A 21,724-nucleotide genomic window follows, 5' to 3' on the forward strand; every position below is an offset into this window, starting at 1 on the left:
AACCAATTCATCTGACCAATTGAACGGAACCGGCGCGTTACCATGATGCGGCTGCTTTTCATGTTTGTCGTCATGGCGGCGACCGCGATCCTCGCGGCAGGCCCCGTCCGGGCCGACGAGGCGGCGTTGCGCGCCGAGATCGCCAAATTCGCCGACGCCAAGAAATTCAAACAAACCCAGGCGGTGATCGACGGGATCGCCGCGCTTGGCGATCCCGCCGCCGCGACGGCGCTCAATGCGCTGTCGGACGGCTTGTTGAAGGTCCGCAAGAGCGATGGCGCGGTCTTCGTCATCAAGGGCGAGGGCGATCCGCTCGAACTGTTCGACCCGGTAACGCTCGAGGCGGCCGGCAGCGCCGCCGAGGACGAGCTGCGCAAGGTCAAGATCAAGAATTCGATCCGCCGCCAGATCGCCGACGCCGTCTCAGGCTTGACTCTCAGGGCCAAGGACCCGGCGGTGCGCTTTCAAGCGGCGGCAACGCTGTTCCAGCGGCCCGATCCCGACACCATCGAAACGCTCGACGCGGTCATCGCCGACGAGACCGAGGATAGGGTGCGCAAGGCATTCGAGGATGCGCGCGCGGCGGCCGTTCTCGCATCCGACATGGATGACGATGCCAAGCTCGCCGCCATCGAAACGCTGCGCGAACGCGGCGGCCGCGACGTGCTGCCTGTCCTGAAAGGCACAAGCGCCAACGGCGAGAGCGCTGCCGTCGCCGAGGCCGCGAGCGCCGCCGCAACCGCTGTTGAAAAGTCGCTGATGTATTGGTCGGCCGGCCAGAACATCTGGTACGGCGTGTCGCTCGGCTCGGTGCTGCTGCTGGCGGCGATCGGCCTTGCCATCACCTTCGGCGTCATGGGCGTCATCAACATGGCGCATGGCGAAATGGTGATGCTCGGCGCCTACACCACATTCGTCGTGCAGGAGATCATCCGCTCGTCGGCGCCCGGCATGTTCGACTATTCGCTTATGATCGCGCTGCCGCTGGCCTTCCTTGTCGCTGGCACGTTCGGCCTGATCCTGGAGCGCGGCGTGATCCGCTTTCTTTATGGCCGGCCTTTGGAAACGCTGCTCGCCACCTGGGGCGTGTCGCTGATCCTGCAGCAGGCGGTGCGCACGATCTTCGGGCCGACCAACCGCGAAGTCGGCAACCCGTCCTGGATGTCGGGCTCGTTCGAAGTCGGCGAAATCCTGGTCACCACCAACCGGCTGTGGATCGTCGTCTTTTCGCTGGTCGTCTTCGCGATCCTGCTACTGGTCCTGAAGCGCACCCGCTTCGGCCTGCAGATGCGCGCGGTCACGCAGAACCGCCCGATGGCCTCGTCGATGGGCATCGCCACACCCTGGGTCGATGCGTTCACCTTCGCGCTCGGATCGGGCATCGCCGGGATCGCCGGCGTGGCGCTCTCGCAGATCGACAATGTCTCGCCCAATCTCGGCCAGGGCTACATCATCGACAGCTTCATGGTCGTGGTGTTCGGCGGCGTCGGCAATCTGTGGGGCACGCTGGTCGGCGCGATGACGCTCGGCATCGCCAACAAGTTCCTCGAACCCTATGCCGGCGCGGTGCTCGCCAAGATCTTCATCCTGGTGCTGATCATCCTGTTCATCCAGAAACGTCCGCGCGGCCTGTTCGCGCTCAAGGGAAGGTCGGTGGAGACATGATCACCGGCTTCCTGTTCCGCGCGCTCGACCGCAAGGCGGTCTGGGTCGCCGCCATTCTTTTGGCGATCGCCGTGCTGGTGCCGCTGTCGAACCTGCTGTTGCCGATCGACCATGCGCTGCATGTGCCGACCCACATCGTCAGCCTGTTCGGCAAGTATCTGACCTACGCGCTGCTGGCGCTGGCGCTCGATCTGGTGTGGGGCTATTGCGGCATTCTTTCGCTCGGCCACGGCGCCTTCTTCGCGCTCGGCGGCTATGCGATGGGCATGTATCTGATGCGCCAGATCGGCACGCGCGGCGTCTATGGCCATCCGGTCCTTCCGGACTTCATGGTGTTCCTCAACTGGAAGGAACTGCCGTGGTACTGGTACGGTTTCGACCAGTTCTGGTTCGCGGCGCTGATGATCGTCGCCGTGCCCGGCCTGCTTGCCTTCGTGTTCGGCTGGTTCGCGTTTCGCAGCCGCGTCTCCGGCGTCTATCTGTCGATCATCACCCAGGCGCTGACCTATGCCTTGCTGCTTGCCTTCTTCCGCAACGAGATGGGTTTTGGCGGCAACAACGGCCTGACCGACTTCAAGGATATTCTCGGCTTCTCGGTGCAGGCGCAGACGACACGCGCCGCACTGTTCGCCGCCTCGGCGATTGCGCTGGCCATCGCCTTCGTGATCTGTTCGGGCATCGTCAATTCGCGCTTCGGCAAGGTGCTGGTCTGCGTGCGCGACGCCGAAAGCCGCACCCGCTTCATCGGTTACCGCGTCGAGCACATCAAGCTGTTCGCCTTCGTCGTCTCGGCGATGATGGCGGGTGTTGCCGGCGCGCTCTATGTGCCGCAGGTCGGCATCATCAATCCCGGCGAGTTCGCGCCGGCCAACTCCATCGAGGTGGTTATCTGGACCGCCGTCGGCGGACGCGGCACGCTGGTCGGGCCGATCATCGGCGCCATCGCGGTCAATGGCGGCAAGAGCTATTTCACCGCCGCATTCCCCGAGTTCTGGCTGTTTGCGCTCGGCGCGCTGTTCGTCGCCACGACGCTGTTCCTGCCCAAGGGTATTGTCGGGCTGGTGACCGGCGGCTTTGCCCGCCTGCGCTCGCGGCGCGAGGCCGACCGCATCGAGGAAACGCTGCAACCGGAAGCAGGAGCCGCCGAATGACCGACAGGCTGACCAGTTCCCTGCTTTATCTCGACGGCGTCTCGGTCGCCTTCGACGGCTTCAAGGCGATCAACGGCCTGTCGCTGACCGTCGAGCATGGCGAGATGCGCGCCATCATCGGCCCCAACGGCGCCGGCAAGACCACGATGATGGACATCATCACCGGCAAGACACGGCCCGACGAGGGCGCGGTGCTGTTTGAGGGCAATATCGACCTGACACGCCACGACGAGGCGGCCATCGCGCTGCTCGGCATCGGCCGCAAGTTTCAGAAGCCGACCGTGTTCGAAAGCCACACGGTCGAGGACAATCTGGAACTGGCGCTGAAGCGCGATCACGGCATCATCGCCACGCTGTTCCACGACACCGCCGCCGCGCAGAAAGTGCGCATCGGCGAGATTCTGGAGACGATCCGCCTGACCGGGCGGCGCGGCGATCTCGCCGCCGACCTGTCGCACGGCCAGAAGCAGTGGCTGGAAATCGGCATGCTGCTCGCCCAGGATCCGAAGCTGCTGCTCGTCGACGAGCCAGTCGCCGGCATGACAGACGCCGAAACGGTCGAGACGGCGCGGCTCTTGCGCGACATCGCCGGCGAGAAGGCGGTGATCGTCGTCGAGCACGACATGACCTTCATTCGCGATCTCGACGTGAAGGTCACTGTGCTGGCCGAAGGCGCGGTGCTGGCAGAGGGCTCCATCGACCACGTCAGCGCTGACGAGCGCGTCATCGAAAGCTATCTGGGGCGGTAAGGTGATCTTGTCCGCCATCAATGCGCCCGGACCCGCCTTCGACCACCGTTCCGCCAGGTTGTCGGCAACGGAGGCACTGGGCGCGATGCGGCGCAGGACGATCATCGGTCTGGGTTTGGCGGGTGGCGCACTCGCGGCCACGGGCGGCGTGACGGTGGCGTTCCGGCGCGCCATGGCCGAGGCGCGCAAGGCGATTGCCCCGTCATTGAGTTCGGTCGTCGCCACGCGTGCCGGCACGCTGGAATATGCCGAAGCGGGCAGGGGGCTGCCCTTCCTGATGGTGCACGGCACCGGCGGCGGTTTCGACCAGGGCCTGAGGTTTTCCCGGCGGCTGGTCGAGGCCGGATACCGGGTTATCGCGCCGTCGCGGTTCGGCTATCTGCGTTCGGCCTTTCCCGACGACGCCTCGTCGGAAAACCAGGCCGACTGTTTCGCCGATCTTCTCGACCGGCTCGGCATCGACAGGATCGCCATTGCAGGCGGCTCGGCCGGCGCCTTGTCGGCGATGCAATTTGCCATCCGCCATTCGGACCGCTGCGCCGCTTTGCTGCCGATCGTGCCGGCGGCCTATGCGCCCGACCGCCCGCCGGCCCGACCCTGGTCGGCCACCCAGCAGTCGATTGCCGAAACCGTGCTGCAATCCGACTTCCTGTTCTGGGCGGCGATTGCCGGCATGCCGGAGACGATGATCGAGACGCTGCTGGCCACCGACCGCGGGATTTACCGTCAGGCGGATGCGGACGAGCGGGCGCGCGCCAAAGCATTGCTGAAGGGCATCCTGCCGGTCAGCGCGCGCTCGCGCGGCCTTCTCAATGACGCCCGGCTGGCCGGCAATCCGCAGCGCATGGCGCTGGAGACGGTCTCCGCGCCGACGCTCGCCATTTCGCTTGAGGACGACCGCTTCCTGACCGCCGACGCGGCGCGCCATGTCGGCGCGACGGTGCCCGGCGCGCGGCTGATCGTCTACGAGACCGGCGGCCATGTCTGGCTTGGCCGCGACGCGCAGATGTTCGGCGACATCGTCGCCTTCCTGAAAGAGATAGGTTACGCATGACCGCGCTTTCCGTTGCCAATGTCGACCTGTTCTATGGCGCCGCCCAGGCGCTGCGGGGCGTTTCGGCGACCGCTGAATCCGGCAAGATCACCTGCATCCTCGGGCGCAACGGCGTCGGCAAATCATCGCTGCTGCGCGCCATCATGGGCCATCAACCGGTCAGAAAGGGCGAGATCGCGCTCGACGGCGCGGCGCTGCGCGGTGCGCCGCATGCGCGCGCCGGCAGGGGGCTCGGCTATGTGCCACAGGGCCGCGAGATCTTCCCGCTTCTGACCGTCAAGGAAAACCTGGAGACGGGCTATGCGCGGTTGCCGCGCCGCCAGCGCAGCGTGCCTGACGATGTGTTCGAACTGTTCCCGGTGCTGAAATCCATGCTGGCGCGGCGCGGCGGCGACCTGTCGGGCGGCCAGCAGCAGCAGCTTGCCATTGGCCGGGCGCTGGTCACGCGGCCGACTGTGCTGGTGCTGGACGAGCCGACCGAGGGCATCCAGCCCTCGATCATCAAGGATATCGGCCGGGCGCTGCAATATCTGCGCGACGAAAAGGGCATGTCGATCCTGCTGGTCGAGCAGTATCTCGATTTCTGCCGCGAGCTGGCCGACAAGGTCTACATCATGGATCGCGGCGAGATCGTCCATGAGGGCCCTGCCGAAAGCCTCGATGATGCCGGGGTCAGGAAGCACCTGACGGTGTAGGTGTGGCGGACGGGAAGAAGACGGTGAGAATACGCCAAGGCCGAAAGCGGTAGGCACAATCCGGAAGGAATTCGGGAATGCCGGCGGAACTAGTTCCTATTCATCACTTGGTCTATTTTCTCATCTATCCGCGCCTCGTATCTGTTCATCAGTTCCAAGTGCAGCGGGGCGACCTCGGATATGACTAGAGGCATCTTTTTTGTCATGTGCTGCATTACCTCTGTCGAATAGAACTTGTTCAATTCCTGCAGCTCCTCGATTGAAAAGTGCTTTCTGTAAATCGGCAGTACCGCCTCTATCAAATCGTCGAATTTTATCGACTCCTCGAGTATGATCTCAGATATGGCGGCAATTTCGTTGGCCTCGCCGGGGTGTGCCTTCAATGCGGCTTCTTTCTGCGCGGCCGTCATTTTCTGGGTCAAGATTTCAAATGATTTCCTTGTCGCAGACACGTCGAGGTAATATCTCAGTTCCGTTTCAAAATCATTTGTCGGGCGATAATCCCTGAAAGTTGCCTTTACAACGTCTTTTCTGGGAAAAATTTTGTCCCAGTTAGAAAGTATTGCCGTGAACAATACGCCAAAAACGCCAATTATAGCTATCAAAATTTCGTTGGAGCTTCCATTTTCCATTTTTTGGGCCAATGAATTCCAAAGCTTAGCATGTTGATATTATATCATTAAATAGGTGATCTGTATAGGCTTGCGATTTTCATTGTATTGCGCGCGAATTGGCTGGCGGACTTGGACTCTTGGCCGAGGGGAGACTGTCCGCAGCGCGCCCGGACAGTCTCCGGCCGCTCGGCTGCTGGCAAATTTCCAGCGGTGAGAGGCGCGTCCTGCGAAGCGGCTCCACGGCCAGAAAGCTCTCAACGGCAAGACGGGCGTCGGCTGCTAGGCCTCGACAGTTATCGCATACCGGGATGAGGGAATTGCCGCGCCTTCGTGCCGGCTCGGCAGCGTGCCGAATTTCTGGCTATAGTCGCGGCTGAAACGGGTCGTGCTTTCCCCGAACCCTGTTTCGGGCCGTCGACCGACGTCGCAAGGTGAGGCCTGTTCCGGCAAAGCCGGGGCAATCGATCCGGCGAATCGATTGCAGGGCCGAACGAACTGGCGGTCAGAGAATAAACTTGTCCACCGCTCCCAAACCTCCCCTATCCTGATTCCCGCCTTCTCATGGAAGTCTGGGTGCACACCGGCTCACAGGGAGAGGGACGGTGCCTGGCTGGTGGCGCAGAGGTGTGCTGCTGGGTGATGAACCCCCAAGTCAGGGCGGCATGAAGCGGCGCGCGCAGTCTTGTTTTCCCGGACAGAGTTCCGGGCCGCCGACCGAAGCTGCAAGACCACCGAGCGGGCGGTCCGAGGATCGCTATACTTCTAAGACGTTGCGATGCTTTGACCGCCCGTCTTCCAATTCCAGAACAAACCGGCCTCGAAAAAAGGGGGTGCGGCGGCGTCCGCGCGCCTGTATAAAGCTTGCCAAGACTGGAAGGTTTGCGGCATCGGCTGCGATATCGCCTGAACCGCAACCGGGAACCGCCGAGGAGCAAGGCCATGAACATCGGAGCCGCCGCCGAACGGACGAGCCTGCCGGCCAAGACGATCCGCTATTACGAGGAAATCGGGCTGGTGCGCCCGGAGCGTCTGGACAATGGCTATCGCGACTATTCCGACGACGACCTGCACCGGCTGCGCTTCCTGCAACGCGCCCGCAGCCTCGGTTTTGGCATTGGCGAATGCCGGCTGCTGCTGTCGCTCTACGAGGACAAGCATCGCGCCAGCGCCAGCGTCAAGGCGATCGCGCTGGAGAAGATCGAGGAGATCGACCGCAAGATCGGCGAGTTGAAGTCGCTGCGCGATACGCTCGCCAATCTGTCGAAAAACTGTCATGGCGACGACCGGCCCGATTGCCCGATCATCAATGATCTGGCCGGCGAGCCAGATGCGACCGGCAAGCGCGGAGAAACGGCATGAAACGTTCGGCGATCAATGAAATCCTCAAGGAAAGCGATGCCTTCATTCGCTCGTTCGGCTATGTCATGCCGCCATTCGCCTATTGGTCGCCGGCCGAAATGCAGGCACGGGTGGCCAGTGACAGCCCGCGCATTCGCGATCACCGGCTTGGCTGGGATATCACCGATTACGGTGTCGGCCGCTACGACGAGCTTGGTCTGTTCCTGTTCACCGTGCGCAACGGCAACCATGCCAATGTGCGCGACGGCAGGGGCATGCTTTATGCCGAAAAGATCATGATCTCCGGCGAGAACCAGGTCTCGCCGATGCACCGGCACAACCTGAAGACCGAGGACATCATCAACAAGGGCGGTGCGACGCTGGTGCTGGAACTTTTCAAGGCGGCGGCAGACGGTTCCATCGACGACAGCGCCGAACTGCGTGTTCTGACCGACGGCTCCGTCCGCACCCTGCCGGCGGGCGGGCTCCTGAAGCTCGCGCCCGGCGAAAGCGTCACGCTGGAACCCGATTGCTGGCACGCATTCTGGGGCGAGGGCGGCAAGGTGCTGATCGGCGAGGTTTCAAACGTCAATGACGACCTGACCGACAACGTGTTCCGCGACCCGATCGGCCGGTTCTCGACCATTGAGGAAGATGTCGAGCCGCTGCACCTTCTGGTCAGCGACTACGATACGTGGCTTGGCTGAGCCGGGGGTTCGGCTTGCACTGTTTCGGGTCTGCGGTCGACCAGCCAGTCGGTGACGATGGCCGACAGCCAGATCGCAAACAGCGTCACCCAGGCGGTCAGCGCGAAAACGCTTGCGCCGGTGACGCCGGCGCCGACCGCGCAGCCGCCGGCCAGCATGCCGCCGAAGCCCATCATCGATGCGCCGGCGAGATAGCGCCGCATCGACAGGCCGTCATGGAAGCCCTGCAGCTTCAACTGGCCGGTCACAAACGCGGCGAGGAAGGAGCCGGCAAAGACGCCCGGCACGAGGCCGACGTCGAAATCGATGTCGGACCCCGGCGGCGTCAGGAACAGCATCAGCGTGTCGGCGGAGGGGCCGGTAAAGGTCAGCGCCTCCACCTGGACGGGTTCGAAGGCGATGCCGCCCATGGAGAAGGTGAACCACCAGGCGCACGGGATCGTCAGCCCGACAAGGAATGCGGCGGCGGTTGTCCAGGCGCCGATGCGGCGCAGCGCCGCTACGGTCATGGCGGCGAACAGGGCTATGACGGAGACGATCGTCGCGGTTCGCTGGTCCAGCGCTGCCATGGAAAGGATGTCGTTGCCGCCGGTCGACGCGGTGGTCAGCGGTTGGGCGAGCGTTTCGCGCAACGGCGAAAGGATGCCGCGCAGGCTGGCTTGGGCGACGACGGCGAAAACCAGCCCGGACAACAGGGCGCGCAGGTTGCCCGTCGCCGACAACACCAGCAGCCGGCTGGCGCAGCCGCGTGCCAGGATCATGCCGCTGCCGAACAGCAGGCCGCCCAATGCGGCGCCCGAAAGGCTTTGCGGCGAGGCGATCTGGCGGGCTTCGCTGGTCGAAAGGATGCCGAGGGCGGTCAGGATCTGCGTGCCGGCGACGGCCACGGTGAATACGATCAGCCAGATGGCTGTCTTCTCGCCAATATGGCCGCGCGAGAATTCGACGGTTGCCGCGCGCAGGCAAAACCGGCTCTGCTGGGCGAAGGCGCCGAACATGATGCCAATGATCGCGCCGCCGAGCGCCAGCGTCCAGTTTTCGCCAATCCCGTCCGCCAGCGCGGTCAGCGCCGTCGTAATTGCGTCCATGGTTCCAATCCCTGCGGCCACTTGTCCGCTCTGCCGCCGGGTTTTGCGTTGACCAAGATCAAGAAGAATTCATATATTCAAAACAGTATATGTATTGGGAGGACCATTCGAGATGCACCGACCGATTGCGCGACGTGAGGCTTTGAAACTGCTTGGCGGATCGTCGGCAGCGCTTCTGACGGCAGGAATGGCGGCCAGGGCGCTGGCCGAAGTTCCGCTGGGCGGGGGGCAACTGACGACGGTCAGCGATGGTCATCTCGTGCTGCCGCTCGACTTTGCCTATCCGGATGCGCCGCGCGACGAGGTGGTCTCATTGCTGACGGCGGCGGGGCTTCCCGACGACCGGATCGAGCCACCCTGCAATGTAACAGTGTATCGCGACGGCGACCGGGTGGTGGTGTTCGATGTCGGCGCGGGACCGAACTTCATGGCCAGCGCGGGGCTGCTGGCCGACAACCTCGAAGCTGCCGGTGTCGCGCCCGAGGACGTGACCCATGTGCTGTTCACGCACGCTCACCCCGATCACATCTGGGGTCTGCTCGACGATTTCGACGAGCCGGTCTTCGCCAATGCCGAGTTCCACATCAACCGCGCGGAATGGGACTTCTGGCGCGCCGAGGAGACGCTCGACACCATGCCGGAGGCGCGCAAGACCTTCGTTGTCGGCGCCCGCAACCGCTTCGCCGCGCTGGAAGACGTAATCAACCTGTTCGACTATGGCGCGGAGGTGCTGCCCGGCATCGAGGCGGTCGACACGTCGGGCCATACGCCCGGACACACCTCGTTTGCCATTCATTCCGGCGGTGCGTCGGCAATGGTGCTCGGCGATGCCGTCACCAATGCCGCCGTGTCGTTCGCGCGGCCGGACTGGCCGTCGGGCTCCGATCAGGATGTTGAGAAGGGGATTGCCACGCGGCGGGCCGTGCTCGACCGGCTGGCCGGCGATCAAGGCCCGATTGTCGGTTTCCATCTTCCGGGCAATGGCATCGGCCGCGTCGAGACCGCCGGAACAGGCTACCGCTTCGTGCCCGCCTGACTTATTCGGCCGGGTGGTTGCCGGTCGCGTGGCGCAGGAAACCGAAGGCCGATCCTTCGACCAGCACGCCGAGGCCGATCCGCGCGCCGAGCACGATACTGGCGACGGCGAGTGGTGCGGAGACCGCCATGACCGACACAGCCGAGACGCCCTGGCCGATGGTGCAGCCCATGGCGAAGACGCCGCCGGTTCCCATCAGGAAGGCACCGAGCAGATGACGGCTCAATTCGCGCGCATCGTCGCAGGCTTCCCAGCGCATGTCGTTGGAACGCCACGCGCTCGCCGCGGCCCCAAGGAAAACGCCGGCGGCCAGCCCGACGCCGTAATCCGGCAATGTGCCGGTGACGGTGACGATCAACAGGATGGCGTCGGCAGGCGGTACCACGAAGGAGCCGGCTTCCAGTTGCACGGGAACCATGAGCCGCTGCGAGAAGTACCAGGTGATCAGCCAGCCGGCGGCGATCGCGGCGCCGACCGTCACGCCAGCGAGTATCTTTTCACCGTCGCGCCGGAACGCGGTATCGCGGAAAATCCAGACCAGCAGCAGCGCGGCGATCGCGTAGGCGAGGGGCAGCGTCAGCGGCCATCCGGTCACCGTTTCGAGGATCGCACCGAGCGACTGGCCGCCATAGGCTTCCAGATCGAGCGCGGCGCGGTCGAGGACATTGACCCTGAAAAGCCCGGTCAGTCCGCGCATCGCGGCCATGGCGGCAAGCCCCATGGCGACCAGCACGACCAGCGCCCGCAGATTGCCGCCGCCGAGGCGGACCAGCGCGCCGAAACCGCACGTGCCGACAAGCGCCATGCCGAAACCGAACATCAGTCCGCCGAGGATCGTGCCGGCGATCGGCAGCGGCTGGGCAAGGTAGAAGCTGGAGGAAAGGTCGACGAGACCGGCCGCCTGCAGGGTCTGGGTCGCCAGCAGCGCGATGGCGGCGGCGAGCACCCAGGAGCGGATACCGCGGGAGTCGGCTGCATACCAGTGCCGTTCCAGCGCGTTCATGGCGCAAAAGTGGCTGCGCCTCGCGATGTAACCCATGACCACGCCGACCAGCAGGCCGGCCGCGGGCAATGCCCAAGGATTGTCCAGCAACTCGCGATCTCCTCCTCGCGCCGCTTTCGGCGCCTGGGAGCGCGAGTTTGCCCGTTCGCGGGCGATCCGGCAAGGCCGCCGCGAAACCGCGGCAGATCAGGCGTTTTCGCGGACCGGTTTGCAGAACAGGTCGTAAAGCGTTTCGACCACCGAAGAGACTTCCTTGTCGGCCACGCTGTAAAAGATCATGCGCCCTTCGCGGCGGGTATTGACCAGCCGGTCGAAGCGCAGTCGTGCCAGTTGCTGCGAGACTGCCGCCTGCGGCATCGACAGCATTTCCTCCAGTTCGGAAACGGACTTCTCTCCCTCCGAGAGGATGCACAGAATGAGGAGCCGGGTCTCGTGCGAAAGCGCCTTGAGCAGGTCGCTTGCCTTGCGGGCCTGTTCGATCATGACCTGGACGTCCGCCGGATCGGACCCTGGTTTCAGTTTCGGAAATGGCATGATGGTGTCCCGGTATTGCGTAGTATCATTATTGGAAGCTGGTTCTTTTGTGTTGGAGCCGGCAGTTACCCCTCGCCGGCGGGGAGCGGATTTAGCTTAGCGAACATGTCGTTAAGAAGAAACCAGAAGAACTCATCGCCGGGATATCCCCGCATGCGCGCAATCTCCCGACCGTCGTCGACCAGTACGAATGTCGGGGTGAAGCGGTCAACCCTGATCTCCGACAGGTCGTTGGGAAGCGGTGTATTGATGTCGACGCGGCGCAGCGGCGCGCGTTTGCCCTCGGCGGTCTTGGGGTATGTCTCGCCGATCTCGCGGTCCCATCTTGCGCACCAGGCGCAGCCGGCCTGCTCGAACATCACCAGTTCGGCGGTCGCCGCATTGTTGGGCGCAAGCGCCACGCCTGCTGCAATGGATACTGCGAGGGCAAATCCTCTCATCGGCCTCATTGTCTTCCGGATTGTTGACAACCGGGAATATATAGCATTCCGTGAATGTTTAACAGTCCATAGTTGCTGGCAACCAGGAGGAGGCGTCCCGTGTTCGATATCGGCTTCGGCGCTGCATTCATAGCCGGCTTGCTCTCTTTCATCTCCCCCTGCGTTTTGCCGATTGTGCCGCCATACTTGGCCTATCTCGCCGGAATCGGGCTCGGCGAATCGGATGGCGCGGATCTTAGCGGCGACCGGGCGCGCCGTTTGATCGTGACTGCAATCGCGTTCGTTTTGGGCTTTACCACCGTCTTTGTCGCGTTGGGCGCGACGGCAAGCATGATCGGCCAGGCGATCGCGCAGCACTTTGCCCTCTTGTCTGTCGTTGCCGGTGCGATCATCATCGTAATGGGTCTGCATTTTCTTGGCGTATTGCGGATCTCCTTGCTCTACCGCGAGGCGCGCCTGGGTGCGGCGATGCGGCCGAGCGGAGCAGGTGGAGCCTATGTGATGGGGCTGGCGTTCGCATTCGGATGGACGCCATGCGTCGGGCCGGTTCTGGCCGCAATCCTGTTTATCGCCGGCGCCGAGGAAACGGCCATGCGTGGCGCCGCGCTGCTTGCGGCCTACTCGCTCGGCATCGGTCTTCCGTTCATCCTCGCCGCTGTGTTCATGGGGCGATTCGTCGGCTTGGCGAACCGGTTCAAGCGGCATCTGCCTTGGGTCGAGCGGGCGATGGGGCTGTTGCTGATCGCGACCGGCATCCTGTTCATGACCGGTCAAATGTCGCGGATCGCTCAGTGGTTGCTGGAAACCTTCCCGGTCTTCGCGACGATCGGGTAGCGCGCTGCCGGCGTTTCGGCCCTTTGCCTGGCGCCGGCGGCGGTAACAGCAGATCAGCATTATCAACGAAATGCGGACTTCCGAACCGTCGGTGCCGTGTAGACAATGGTAGTATAAGCATCACATGCAAAAAATCATATTTGTGCATTGAACGCCGCATCCGTTTTCGTTACCGTCGTGGCAGATTACGGCAAGGCGGGCATCTCGGGAGGAGCCTGCGTCGATCGTCAGATCGCGCCGGAGATGAGGAGGAAGTTGAACCAGATGTTAGTCAAGCTGAAGACCTGGATCGCCTGCGCCGCCTTGATGACGGCAACCTCAGCGCTCGCCAGCGGTGTCGTTGCTCCGGGTGATGTCTCGATCGAAGACGGCGCGGTGACTGCATCGCTGACCGGCGCGGCAGGCAGCGCGGCAGAGGGCCGCAAGGTGTTCGCCGACCGCAAGCTCGGCAACTGCCTGGCCTGCCATGCGGTTACCGATCAAAGCGAGCAGTTGTTCCATGGCGAGGTCGGCCCGGCGCTTGACGGCGCAGCCGATCGGTGGAGCGAGGCCGAGTTGCGGGCGATCGTCGTCAACTCGAAGTCGATCTTCTCCGACGCGACGATCATGCCGGGCTTCTACACGCTCGATGTGGGCAAGGATGTGCGTGAGGACCTCATCGGCAAGACCATCCTGTCTGCCGAACAGGTCGAGGATGTCGTCGCCTATCTGGCGACGTTGAAGGAATGAACAGGAGATACAGCATGACATTGACAAGACGCTCAATGCTTAGCCTGTCGGCCGGTGCGGCTGTCGGCATCGCAGCGGGACTGCGCGGATCGCCGGCCCTGGCGTCCGCCGATGATGCGATGGCGAAGGTCATGGAATTTTCCGGCGGCAGCGAACCGTCTACCGGAACCGTCTCGCTGACCGCGCCGGAAATCGCCGAGAACGGCAACACCGTGCCAATCTCGGTGAGTGTCGACAGTCCGATGACCGAGGGTGACCATGTGACATCGGTGGCGATCTTTGCCGATGGCAATCCGAGCCCCGAGGTAATCGTGTTCAACTTCTCGCCGTTGAGCGGCGAAGCGTCGGCGACCACGCGCATGCGTCTGGCGAAGACCCAGAACGTGATTGCGGTGGCCAAGACCAGCACCGGCGCGGTCTTCATGGACAAGAAAGAGGTCAAGGTAACCATCGGCGGCTGCGGCGGCTGACCGAACGGAGGTAAGAGAAATGGCATCGGTAAAACCACGCGTGAAAGTGCCGAAGACAGCATCGGCCGGCGACGTGATCACCATCAAGACGCTGATCAGTCATCCGATGGAGTCCGGTCAGCGCAAAGACAAGAGCGGCAACACGATCCCGCGCCGGATCATCAACGCGTTCAGCTGCGAATTTAACGGGCAGACCGTGTTTTCCTGCGCGATCGAGCCGGCGGTTTCCGCCAATCCGTATCTGGAATTCACGGCGAAGGTGACGGAAGCCGGGACCTTCAAGTTCACTTGGATGGACGACGACGGCTCTGTCTACACGCAGGAAAAAAAGATCGCTCTGAAGTAACGCCGACTGCGGTCCGTGGAGGAGCGGGCCGGGTCTCGGCACGGGAGGAATTATCTTGAAGTCACTTCTGACAAAATCCGCTTTTGCCTTTGTTTCGGTTGGCGCATTCGCGACCTTGGCGGTTGCCGGCGGTCCTGCGGACGATACGCTGGTGATCGATGAGGAGGTGGAGATTGTCACGCGCACGGCCGCCCCAGAAGGACATCCGCTGGATGAGGTAATCTCCGGTTGGCACTACCGCACGCCTGAAACCCGCGCGCTGGAAACCGACAGTTTCCAGAACCCCGGCATGTTGGCGGTGGAACTGGGTGCCGAAATCTGGGAGACCGTCGAGGGCACGGAAGGCAAATCCTGCGCGTCGTGCCACGGCGATGCGGCCGAATCGATGGCCGGTGTCGGCGCCAGCTATCCGAAATGGGACGCCGTCGACGAGCGCCCGATCAATGTCGAATTGCAGATAAACCGGTGCCGCGAGCAGAACATGGGCGCCGAACCCTACAAGTTCGACAAGGGCGGTCAGAAACCGCTGACGGCCTTCATCAAGCACCAGTCGCTCGGCACCCCGGTCGAGCTCGACCTTTCGGAAGGCGGCATGCAGGATTGGTGGGAGAAGGGCAAGGACCTGTATTACACCCGAACGGGACAGCTCGATCTCGCCTGCTCGAACTGCCACGAGGACTACAACGGCAACTTCATTCGGGCCGATCATCTGAGCCAGGGCAATGTCAACGGCTTCCCGACCTATCGGCTGAAGCAGGCGGCGCTGGTTTCGGTGCACAACCGCTTCCGTGGCTGCATTCGCGACACGCGAGCGGAGTTTCCGGCGGCGTTTTCCGACGAGTTGATGGCACTTGAGGTCTATGTGACCTGGCGCGGCTCCGGCCTGTCGGTCGAGACGCCTGCCGTCCGCCAGTAACGCCATTCAAAATGTTGGCCGGGGCGGTTCGTCCCGGTCTGCAATCCTCAAGATTACGCTACGTAATATAGATATCTCGCAGACCCGGGCCAGGGAGGTTCAGACATGTTTTCACGCCGCGAGTTCCTGATGGCATCGGTTGCCGCAACGGCGGCCATGGGCCCCGGGATCGCAGGGCAGTGGAGCCGGGTGGCCGCCCAGCAGGCGATGAGCGAGGACGATCTGCTGGGCTTTGAGGAAACCGGCAATGTCACCCTGGTGCACATCACAGACATACATGCGCAGCTGAAGCCGCTCTATTTCCGCGAACCGTCGATCAATCTGGGGATCGGCGAAGTCGCCGGTCTGCCGCCGCATGTCACCGGCGCCGATTTCCTGAAGCTTTACGACATCGAGCCGGGCACGCCGCACGCCTATGCGCTGTCATCGACGGATTTCGCAGCCCTGGCCCGCGCCTATGGCAAGATGGGCGGGCTCGACCGGGCCGCGACCGCAATCAAGCGCATCCGCGCCGAGCGCGGCGAAGACAAGGTGCTGCTGCTCGATGGCGGCGATACCTGGCAGGGTTCCTACACCGCGCAGCAGACGCTCGGCGCCGACATGGTCGAGGTGATGAACGCGCTGCAACCGGATGCGATGACCGGCCACTGGGAGTTTACCTATGGGGCCGATCGGGTGACCGAGATCGTCGACGAGCTTCCGTTTGCGTTTCTGGGTGGCAATATCTACGACGCGGAGTGGAACGAGCCGGCATTCGAAGCCTACCGGATCTTCGACAAGGGGGGCGTTCGCGTCGCCGTGGTCGGCCAGGCGTTTCCCTACACGCCGATCGCCAATCCGCGCTGGATGTTCCCGAACTGGTCGTTCGGGATCCGCGAAGAGGATGTTGTCGCCAATGTTCAAGCGGCCCGCGAAGAAGGGGCCGACGTGGTCGTGCTGTTGTCGCACAATGGCTTCGATGTCGACCGCAAGCTGGCATCGCGCGTCGATGGTATCGACGTCATCCTGACCGGCCATACCCATGATGCGCTGCCGGAACCGGTGATCGTCAACGACACGCTGGTGATCGCATCGGGCTCGAACGGCAAGTTCCTGTCGCGGCTGGATCTCGATGTGCGCGGCGGGGTGGTGCAGGGCTATCGCTACAAGCTCATTCCGATGTTTTCGGATGTCATTTCCCCGGATGCCGAGATGGCGGCGCTGATCGACAAGGTGCGCGCGCCCTACGAGGCGGAACTCGCCCGCGAGTTGGCGCGCACGGAAAACGTGCTCTACCGGCGCGGCAATTTCAACGGCACGTTCGACGACCTGATCTGCGCGGCGCTGTTGGCCGAACGCGACGCCGATATCGCGCTGTCGCCAGGATTTCGGTGGGGCACCAGCTTGCTGCCCGATCAGGCGATTACCGTCGAAGACCTGCACAATGCCACCGCCATGACCTATCCGGCCGCCTATCGCAGCATTATGAACGGTGCGATGATCAAGGACATCCTGGAGGATGTCGCCGACAACCTGTTCAATCCGGACCCGTATTACCAACAGGGCGGCGACATGGTTCGCGTCGGTGGCATGGGTTACACGATCGATGTCAATGCCGCGATGGGATCGCGCATCAGCGGCATGACGATGCTCGCCACCGGGGAGGCTGTTGCCCCCGAAAAAGAGTACTCGGTCGCCGGCTGGGCTTCGGTCAACGAAGGTACCGAAGGGCCGGCCATCTGGGATGTCGTGGAAGGTTATCTGACCAGGAATCCGGTGGTTCGCCTGCCTGAAAACCAGTCGGTTCGCGTGGTTACGTAGTGTGAGGAATTGCGTTCGACATCGGTCGTTCGACCTGATACATATAAAAAATCAGATATATGAATGCGATCCGGGAGGAGCGGATGAGCCAAGAGGAAAGCGGTAACAACAAGCAGGCGGCGGCATCGCGCCGGCAGTTCCTGCGGGCCGGTATCGCCGGTGGAGCGGCGCTGGCGGGCGCAACTGCGGCGCGTGCTGCGGGCGACCCGCTGATCACCGAGATTCAGGACTGGAACCGCTATCTCGGCGATGGAGTCGATGCCGCGCCTTATGGCGTACCTTCGGAGTTCGAAGCGCATGTCGTGCGCCGCGACGTGCCCTGGCTGACCGCCGACCCGGTCTCCTCGGTCAATTTCACGCCCTTGCACGAGCTTGACGGCATCATCACGCCGAACGGGCTGTGCTTTGAGCGCCACCACGGCGGCACCGCGATCATCAATCCGGCCGATCACCGGCTTATGATCAACGGGTTGGTCGACCGGTCGCTGGTTTTCACCATGCAGGACCTGATGCGGTTTCCGCGTGAGAACCGGGTCTACTTCCTGGAATGTGCCGCCAATTCCGGCATGGAATGGCGGGGCGCGCAGCTCAATGGCTGCCAGTTCACGCATGGCATGGTGCATTGCGTCGTCTATACCGGCGTGCCGCTGAAATACCTGCTGCAGGAAGCCGGTGTGAAAACCACCGGCAAGTGGGTGTTGGCAGAGGGCGCCGACGCTTCGGCGATGACCCGCTCGATCCCCATCGAGAAGGCGCTGGAAGACTGTCTGGTCGCATTCAAGATGAATGGCGAGGCATTGCGCCCCGAGCAAGGTTATCCGGTCAGGCTGGTTGTTCCGGGTTGGGAAGGCAATATGTGGGTCAAGTGGCTGCGCCGGCTGGAAGTGGGCGACGAGCCTTGGGCGCAGCGCGAAGAGACGTCGAAATACACCGATCTGCTGGAAAGTGGCAAAGCACGCCGCCACACCTGGGTGATGGACGTCAAGTCAGTGATCACCAGCCCGAGCCCGCAAGCGCCGATCACGCATGGGCGCGGCCAGACGGTCATCACCGGCCTGGCCTGGTCGGGGAACGGCACGATCAGCCGCGTCGACGTATCGATCGACGGTGGGCGCAACTGGCGGATGGCGCGGCTCGACGGGCCGAGCCTGTCGAAGGCGATGCACCGCTTCTACCTGGATATCGACTGGGACGGTTCGGAGATGCTGCTGCAATCGCGGGCGATCGATGAGGCCGGCTACGTACAGCCGACCAAGAATGAGTTGCGCGTCGAGCGAGGGGTGAACTCGATCTACCACAATAACGGTATCCAGACCTGGTATGTGAAAGGCGACGGGGAGGTCGAGAATGTCGAAGTTTCCTAAGCTGGCCGCTGCCGTAGCGATCGCCGCAACGGTTTTCGCCGTCCCGGCCGGCGCGCAGGACGACGATGCAGGCGCCAAGGTCTACAACAAGTGCAAGGCTTGCCACATGGTTGGCGACGGCGCGAAAAACCGGGTCGGTCCGCATCTCAACGATCTGTTCGGCAGAACGGCCGGCGCCATCGAAGGGTTCAAATATTCCAATGCCATGCTTGCGGCTGGCGAGGCGGGCACCGTCTGGGACGAAGTGACGCTGACCCAGTTCCTGGTCAAGCCCAAGGATTACGTCAAAGGCACCAAGATGGCGTTTGCCGGCCTGCGCAAGGCCGATGACGTGGCCAACGTGATTGCCTATCTCAAGGGCTTTTCGGCGGGTGCAGCGCCGGCCGGCGAGGACGCGACCGCGGATGCCGATAGTGGCGACGCAGCTCCGAAGGTCGAGAAGGTCATGGCCAAGGACGTGCCATTGCCCGATCATGGCGGTGCCTTCCGGCTCGGCCGGTTGGCCAGCGAGGACGAGGTCGCCGCCTGGGATATCGACATCCGCCCGGATGGCATGGGCCTGCCGGTCGGACAGGGCACGGTTGCCGACGGCGAGGTGCTTTACACCGACAATTGCGCCGTGTGTCACGGCGATTTTGGCGAGGCGGTCGGACGCTGGCCGGTGCTCGCTGGTGGTCAGGACACGCTGGCAGACGAGCGACCGGAAAAGACGGTCGGTTCCTATTGGCCCTATCTTTCGACGGTCTACGACTATGTCCGGCGGGCCATGCCGTTCGGCAATGCAAGGTCGCTGTCGGACGACGACGTCTACGCGATCACCGCCTATCTGCTTTATCTGAACGACATCGTCGACGACGAGGAATTCGAGCTCTCGAACGAGAATTTCGGTGAGGTCAGGCTTCCAAACGAGGCCAATTTCATTCCGGACGGGCGCGACGACGAAGGGCATTATGCAGAAAAGGCAGAGCCTTGCATGAATGATTGCAAGCCCGGGCCTGTGGAAATCACCATGCGCGCGCGCGTCCTCGACGTGACGCCGGACAGCGACGAGGAGAACGTGAGCGGCGGCGGAATAGACTGACGGGTCGCCGGCCCGCTCTCGCTGGTATTGGAGGATGCCATGCGGTGTATCATGATCATTGGGAGGAGCGCCAAGCGCCTTGCGGTCGCGACCGGCGTCTGGCTCGGCACCGCGGTTGCGGGTCAGGCGTCCGATGAAGACCGCGGCGAGAAACTGTTCTCGCAATGCAAGAACTGTCACGAGGTGGGTGAGGGCGCGCGCAACAAGGTCGGCCCGCATCTCGATGGCATCATGGGCCGCGTCGCCGGTACTATCGAGGGTTTCAAATACTCCAAGGCCATGCGTGCGGCCGGCGAGGGTGGTCTCGTCTGGTCGCCGGAAACCCTGGCCGAGTATCTCGAAAAGCCACGTGGCTTCATCAAGGGCAACCGCATGTCGTATCGCGGCATGAACGATGCGGCTGATCGCACCGCGCTTGTCTCCTGGCTCGCGAAGGCATCGGCGAGCGCCCCGGGCGAGGACATCACGCCCGAAATCGCATCTCTCGACAGTCCCGCGACCAGCTTCGCCGATATCGTGCTGGCGATGGAGGGAGACCCCGATTACGGCGAGTATCTCGCCGGCGAATGCGTGACGTGCCATCAGTCCAGCGGCCATGCCGACGGCATTCCGTCGATTGTCGGCCTGCCACGCGACTACTTCATTCGCGCACTCTTCGAGTACAAGACCAATGTCCGCAGCAACGAGGTGATGAAGCTGCGTGTCAACAACCTGGTCAATGACGAGATCGCGGCGCTTGCCGCGTATTTTTCCCAGCTCGAGCCGCAGTAAGCGGCGCGAACGCATGTTTGAGAATTGCCAGAGGAGGAACTACCCATGACCCAGTTTACCAGACGTCATTTCGGCCTCTTGATGGGGGCGGGCGCGGCGACCCTGGCCGCGCCGACCTATTTGCGAGCACAGGGGAAACCGCGCGTTGTCGTGATCGGCGGTGGTGCCGGTGGTGCGACCGCGGCGCGCTACATCGCAAAGGATTCGGAGGGCGCGATCGACGTGACGCTGATCGACGCCTCGGAGCAGTTCACAACCTGCTTCTTCTCCAATCTCTATCTCGGCGGGTTCCGCGACTTCGCCTCGATCACGCACGGTTATGACAAGTTGCAGTCGGACTACGGCATCACCAAGGTGACCGGCATGGCGATGGCGATCGACCGCGACGCGAAGATCGTCAAAATGGCCGATGGCGCGGAAGTCGCCTATGACCGCCTAGTTGTGTCGCCGGGCATCGACCTGATCTATGACTCGGTGGAGGGGTATTCGGAAGCGGCGGCCGAAGTCGCCCCGCATGCCTGGAAGGCCGGTCCGCAGACGCAGCTTTTAAAGGCGAAGCTCGATGCGATCACCAGCGGCCAGCAGATCGTCATGGTGGCGCCGCCCAACCCCTATCGTTGTCCGCCGGGTCCGTATGAGCGGATCTCGATGATGGCGCATGTGCTGAAGACCAAGGGTGTCGACGCCAGTATCGTGATCATCGATCCGAAGCCGAAATTCTCCAAACAGGGCCTGTTCCAGGAAGGCTGGGACAAGTACTATCCGGGCATGGTCGAATGGTACGGTCCGGATGTGCATGGTGGCATCGGCGCAGTCGACGTGAACGCCGGAACCGTCGAGACGGATCTGGATACCTTCGAGGGCGATCTGCTCAATATCATCCCGGCACAGAAAGCCGGCGCGATCGCCAGCAATGCTGGTCTGACAAACGACAGCGGTTTCTGCCCGATCGATGCCGCGTCGATGCGCTCGACCATGGACGAGAATATCTACGTGATCGGCGACGCCTCGATCGCCGGCGCAATGCCGAAATCCGGCTTCTCGGCCAACAGTCAGGCCAAGGTCGCGTCAATGAACATTCGCGGCGAACTGACCGGCTCGAAGGTCTTCCCGGCCAAGTACTCCAACACCTGCTGGAGCCTGATCGAGACCGATGACGGCGTGAAAGTCGGCGCGCAATATGCGCCGCAGGAAGGCAAGATCGCCTCGACATCCAGTTTCATCAGCCAGACCGGCGAGGACGAGGCCACCCGCAAGGCGACCTATGAAGAGTCGATTGGCTGGTACGCCGGAATCACTGCCGACATGTTCGGCTGATACTTCCTGAAGACTTGCAACA

23 protein-coding genes are annotated in these 21,724 nt (G+C 62.9%); 18 read left to right on the forward strand and 5 right to left on the reverse strand.

Annotated features, from left to right (window positions below; translation table 11 throughout):
• The first annotated feature begins 45 nt into the window (after positions 1-45).
• The 5 genes from urtB to urtE are packed head-to-tail and all read left to right on the forward strand — an operon-like array spanning position 46 to position 5,314.
• The gene (gene urtB / locus ACO06R_RS09075; protein WP_421859310.1) at positions 46-1,665 is read left to right on the forward strand and encodes an urea ABC transporter permease subunit UrtB; all 1,620 of its coding nucleotides are present in this window, start codon (positions 46-48) and stop codon (positions 1,663-1,665) included.
• Positions 1,662-2,816: an urea ABC transporter permease subunit UrtC gene (gene urtC, locus ACO06R_RS09080; protein WP_421858757.1), complete on the forward strand. Its 1,155-nt coding sequence runs from the start codon at positions 1,662-1,664 to the stop codon at positions 2,814-2,816. The genes urtB and urtC overlap by 4 nt, the downstream gene beginning before the upstream one ends.
• Positions 2,813-3,565: an urea ABC transporter ATP-binding protein UrtD gene (gene urtD, locus ACO06R_RS09085; RefSeq protein ID WP_421858760.1), complete on the forward strand. Its 753-nt coding sequence runs from the start codon at positions 2,813-2,815 to the stop codon at positions 3,563-3,565. The genes urtC and urtD overlap by 4 nt, the downstream gene beginning before the upstream one ends.
• 7 nt (positions 3,566-3,572) lie before the next feature.
• Positions 3,573-4,619, forward strand: coding sequence for an alpha/beta fold hydrolase (locus ACO06R_RS09090; RefSeq protein ID WP_421858762.1), 1,047 nt, complete (start codon positions 3,573-3,575; stop codon positions 4,617-4,619).
• On the forward strand, positions 4,616-5,314 hold the full coding sequence (gene urtE, locus ACO06R_RS09095) for an urea ABC transporter ATP-binding subunit UrtE (RefSeq protein ID WP_421858764.1): 699 nt from the start codon (positions 4,616-4,618) through the stop codon (positions 5,312-5,314). The genes ACO06R_RS09090 and urtE overlap by 4 nt, the downstream gene beginning before the upstream one ends.
• A gap of 89 nt (positions 5,315-5,403) precedes the next feature.
• Here urtE and ACO06R_RS09100 read toward each other — a convergent pair whose 3' ends face one another.
• A complete protein-coding gene (locus ACO06R_RS09100) occupies positions 5,404-5,946 on the reverse strand; it encodes a DUF2059 domain-containing protein (RefSeq protein ID WP_421858767.1) in 543 nt (180 codons plus the stop codon).
• A 921-nt stretch (positions 5,947-6,867) separates the two neighbouring features.
• On the opposite strand from ACO06R_RS09100, the gene cueR reads away from it, so the two are divergent.
• Positions 6,868-7,287 carry a Cu(I)-responsive transcriptional regulator gene (gene cueR, locus ACO06R_RS09105; RefSeq protein ID WP_421858769.1) on the forward strand — a complete coding sequence of 140 codons (420 nt, stop codon included), beginning with the start codon at positions 6,868-6,870 and terminating at the stop codon, positions 7,285-7,287.
• Positions 7,284-7,973 (forward strand): D-lyxose/D-mannose family sugar isomerase, encoded by a 690-nt coding sequence (locus ACO06R_RS09110; protein WP_421858771.1) that lies wholly within the window; start codon positions 7,284-7,286, stop codon positions 7,971-7,973. The genes cueR and ACO06R_RS09110 overlap by 4 nt, the downstream gene beginning before the upstream one ends.
• On the opposite strand, the gene ACO06R_RS09115 is transcribed toward ACO06R_RS09110, so the two are convergent.
• Complete coding sequence (locus ACO06R_RS09115; protein ID WP_421858774.1) at positions 7,952-9,061, reverse strand: YeeE/YedE family protein; 1,110 nt, start codon at positions 9,059-9,061, stop codon at positions 7,952-7,954. The two genes, ACO06R_RS09110 and ACO06R_RS09115, sit on opposite strands and share 22 nt — an antisense overlap.
• Before the next feature lie 112 nt (positions 9,062-9,173).
• Between ACO06R_RS09115 and ACO06R_RS09120 the strand changes: the two genes are divergently transcribed.
• A complete protein-coding gene (locus ACO06R_RS09120; protein WP_421858776.1) occupies positions 9,174-10,097 on the forward strand; it encodes an MBL fold metallo-hydrolase in 924 nt (307 codons plus the stop codon).
• Position 10,098: 1 nt separating this feature from the next.
• Here the strand turns inward: ACO06R_RS09120 and ACO06R_RS09125 are convergent, their stop codons facing one another.
• From ACO06R_RS09125 to ACO06R_RS09135, 3 genes are all read right to left on the reverse strand, one after another.
• The gene (locus ACO06R_RS09125) at positions 10,099-11,190 is read right to left on the reverse strand and encodes a YeeE/YedE family protein (RefSeq protein WP_421858779.1); all 1,092 of its coding nucleotides are present in this window, start codon (positions 11,188-11,190) and stop codon (positions 10,099-10,101) included.
• 96 nt (positions 11,191-11,286) lie between these two features.
• The gene (locus ACO06R_RS09130) at positions 11,287-11,634 is read right to left on the reverse strand and encodes an ArsR/SmtB family transcription factor (protein WP_421858781.1); all 348 of its coding nucleotides are present in this window, start codon (positions 11,632-11,634) and stop codon (positions 11,287-11,289) included.
• Between the two features lie 65 nt (positions 11,635-11,699).
• The gene (locus tag ACO06R_RS09135) at positions 11,700-12,074 is read right to left on the reverse strand and encodes a transcriptional regulator (protein WP_421858783.1); all 375 of its coding nucleotides are present in this window, start codon (positions 12,072-12,074) and stop codon (positions 11,700-11,702) included.
• Between the two features lie 99 nt (positions 12,075-12,173).
• On the opposite strand from ACO06R_RS09135, the gene ACO06R_RS09140 reads away from it, so the two are divergent.
• From ACO06R_RS09140 to ACO06R_RS09185, 10 genes are all read left to right on the forward strand, one after another.
• Positions 12,174-12,908, forward strand: a complete 735-nt coding sequence (locus ACO06R_RS09140) for a cytochrome c biogenesis CcdA family protein (protein ID WP_421858785.1) — start codon at positions 12,174-12,176, stop codon at positions 12,906-12,908.
• A 264-nt stretch (positions 12,909-13,172) separates the two neighbouring features.
• Positions 13,173-13,637, forward strand: a complete 465-nt coding sequence (soxX, locus tag ACO06R_RS09145) for a sulfur oxidation c-type cytochrome SoxX (RefSeq protein WP_421858788.1) — start codon at positions 13,173-13,175, stop codon at positions 13,635-13,637.
• Between the two features lie 14 nt (positions 13,638-13,651).
• Entirely contained in the window at positions 13,652-14,107 is a 456-nt protein-coding gene (gene soxY / locus ACO06R_RS09150; RefSeq protein WP_421858791.1) for a thiosulfate oxidation carrier protein SoxY, read from the forward strand.
• 19 nt (positions 14,108-14,126) lie between these two features.
• A complete protein-coding gene (gene soxZ / locus ACO06R_RS09155; RefSeq protein WP_421858793.1) occupies positions 14,127-14,453 on the forward strand; it encodes a thiosulfate oxidation carrier complex protein SoxZ in 327 nt (108 codons plus the stop codon).
• Between the two features lie 55 nt (positions 14,454-14,508).
• Positions 14,509-15,369, forward strand: coding sequence for a sulfur oxidation c-type cytochrome SoxA (soxA, locus tag ACO06R_RS09160; protein ID WP_421858796.1), 861 nt, complete (start codon positions 14,509-14,511; stop codon positions 15,367-15,369).
• Positions 15,370-15,474: 105 nt separating this feature from the next.
• A complete protein-coding gene (soxB, locus tag ACO06R_RS09165; protein ID WP_421858798.1) occupies positions 15,475-17,169 on the forward strand; it encodes a thiosulfohydrolase SoxB in 1,695 nt (564 codons plus the stop codon).
• Between the two features lie 83 nt (positions 17,170-17,252).
• Positions 17,253-18,533, forward strand: a complete 1,281-nt coding sequence (gene soxC / locus ACO06R_RS09170) for a sulfite dehydrogenase (RefSeq protein ID WP_421858800.1) — start codon at positions 17,253-17,255, stop codon at positions 18,531-18,533.
• Positions 18,517-19,614, forward strand: coding sequence for a c-type cytochrome (locus ACO06R_RS09175; RefSeq protein WP_421858803.1), 1,098 nt, complete (start codon positions 18,517-18,519; stop codon positions 19,612-19,614). Before soxC ends, ACO06R_RS09175 begins: the two co-directional genes overlap by 17 nt.
• Before the next feature lie 51 nt (positions 19,615-19,665).
• Positions 19,666-20,385 (forward strand): c-type cytochrome, encoded by a 720-nt coding sequence (locus ACO06R_RS09180; protein WP_421858806.1) that lies wholly within the window; start codon positions 19,666-19,668, stop codon positions 20,383-20,385.
• A 45-nt stretch (positions 20,386-20,430) separates the two neighbouring features.
• Complete coding sequence (locus ACO06R_RS09185) at positions 20,431-21,702, forward strand: FCSD flavin-binding domain-containing protein (protein ID WP_421858809.1); 1,272 nt, start codon at positions 20,431-20,433, stop codon at positions 21,700-21,702.
• Positions 21,703-21,724: the final 22 nt, after the last annotated feature.

This window comes from Oricola sp., assembly GCF_965230365.1.
Lineage (GTDB): Bacteria > Pseudomonadota > Alphaproteobacteria > Rhizobiales > Rhizobiaceae > Oricola.